The following is a 2,011-nucleotide window of genomic DNA, read 5'->3' as shown; positions in this document are numbered from 1 at the left end:
TAAGCCAGTACTAGCAGCGATTTGTTTTGTAATATACCCGATCACTGTGCCAGCTTCTTTAACATCAGGAAGGAGCGTGCTTTTAATTCCACATAGTAAAGCGGCTGCTCGTGAGCCGGTGCGATTGTGTATATCAAATATTCCGCTAGTACAACCGTTAGAGGGGTCTATATGTAACTCCCCTGATAATTTATAAAGAATCCAGTCGTTGATCATGGTTAAGGTTGTTGCTTTTTCATAGACTTTGGGTTCATGGTTTTTTAACCAAAGTAAGCGTGGAATAGCGCTAAGCGCAAATGTCTGCCCAGACAATTGGTACGTCATCTGCTCTAAGTTTCCATCTTGTGCTTTTAAAAATCCAGCTTCTTTTGCTGCTCGAGCATCGATATTTGCGCAAGCCCATATTTCTCTCCCGTCTGCATCATATAAAACGAATCCTTCCCGCATACTGGTGGCACTGATGGCTTTAATGTCGGATGGAATAATATTCGTCTTCTTTAGAAGAGAACGAATGCAGTCGTTGATCATCACCCAATTTTTCTGGTAATCAAAATCCATTGAATCAGGGTATTTTTCATCTTCTATATGTGTCCATTCCGTCTGCGAAACGCCAACCTGCCTGCCAGATAAATCAAATAAGACAGCCCGGATGCTGCCAGTTCCTGCATCAAACGCAAGAATGTAGTCCATGGATTCCCTCCATTCTCTGCTAGTGCAAAAGCACTGAATAAAAGTACACTTCTTTACTTGAAATGGAACTATTCCTACTACTGAGAACATATTAATTAATGTGTACTTGTATTACTACAAAAGAATAAAACGGCAGGTGGAATGGAATGGAGAAAAACGGAGTTCCTTTACTGGAAATTGAACATATGTATAAGCATTTTGGCGGAAATCCTGTGTTAAAGGGGGTAGATTTAACCCTTAAAGCTGGAGAAATTTTTGCTATGGCTGGAGGGAATGGAGGAAAGAAATAGATCCCTGTTATTATGACTTTTAGGTAATTCACTAATTGCTGATTCAATGGGCTGCAGGAAGACAGCCATTCGAATCAGTTTTTTATTTTATCTTGTGATTGTAAGGAACAGGATGTATCGTAAGAATAAACAATGGTGAAGGGCGGAAAAGCTGTTATGGAACGATTTCAGATGAATTCAAGCAGTTCAAAAAGAAGAATGATCTGGCTCGCCCTGGTGCTGGGTTCGTTTGCGGCAATCGGTCCATTATCTTTGGATATGTATTTGCCTGGGTTACCGTCCCTTGCCGATGACTTGAATAGCAGTACCTCGTTAGCACAACTCAGTTTATCAGCCTGTATGCTTGGCTTGGCTGTAGGACAGATTTATTTAGGACCATTGAGTGATTCAAGAGGCAGGAGAATGCCGCTAATCTTATCACTGGCTGTTTACAGTGCTTCCTCACTTGCATGTGCCTTCGTTCCGTCCGTTGAGATGTTAATATTGATGCGATTTATACAGGGCGTATCAGGTGCTGGAGGGATCGTAATTTCGAAGGCAATTGTCCGCGATCTGTTTTCTGGAACTAAATTAACCAAGTTCTTTTCGATGCTCATGCTTGTAAACGGAGCAGCCCCAATTTTAGCTCCTGTTTTTGGCGGGCAGCTCCTGCAGTTCACTTCATGGCGTGGTGTATTTATTGTATTGTGTATCCTTAGTATGATGATGATGGCAGCAGCCTTTTGGGGGTTAGCTGAATCATTGCCAAAGGAACTGCGCAATGAGGGAAGTATAGCGAATACCTTCCGTACATTTTCTCGTCTTGGTAAGGACCGGATTTTTATAGGCTTTGCTTTTTCTCAGGGGTTTGTTTCAGCCGCAATGTTTGCCTACATATCAGGTTCACCTTTTGTATTACAGAATATTTATGGCGTATCAGCTCAAATGTTTAGTCTTATCTTTGCTATAAATGGAGTGGGCATTATTCTAGCTTCACAGGTGACCGGAAGACTCGCTGGAAAAGTGAAGGAAGGTGTCTTACTTGTGTTTGG

The 2,011-nt window shown here is 41.9% G+C and carries 3 protein-coding genes; 2 read left to right on the top strand and 1 reads right to left on the bottom strand.

Annotation, left to right across the window (positions count from 1 at the left end; translation table 11 throughout):
- Window positions 1-690, bottom strand: a 690-nt coding sequence (locus AC52RT_RS05320) for an FGGY family carbohydrate kinase (protein WP_495539789.1), incomplete at its 3' end; no start/stop codon positions are given.
- Window positions 691-836: 146 nt separating this feature from the next.
- On the opposite strand from AC52RT_RS05320, the gene AC52RT_RS05315 reads away from it, so the two are divergent.
- On the top strand, window positions 837-980 hold the full coding sequence (locus AC52RT_RS05315; protein WP_495539788.1) for a hypothetical protein: 144 nt from the start codon (window positions 837-839) through the stop codon (window positions 978-980).
- A 156-nt stretch (window positions 981-1,136) separates the two neighbouring features.
- Window positions 1,137-2,011 (top strand): multidrug effflux MFS transporter (locus tag AC52RT_RS05310; RefSeq protein ID WP_495539787.1); only part of this gene is annotated, 875 nt, incomplete at its 3' end.

The sequence above is a fragment of the Peribacillus sp. genome (assembly GCF_059453735.1).
Note: the sequence above shows the minus strand (reverse complement) of the source record. Positions and strands in the feature narration are given on the sequence as shown.

What these genes read in the sequence shown, in the direction of transcription:
- AC52RT_RS05315 (WP_495539788.1), top strand. Translation starts at nt 837, where the DNA reads ATGGAGAAAAACGGAGTTCCTTTACTGGAAATTGAACATATGTATAAG.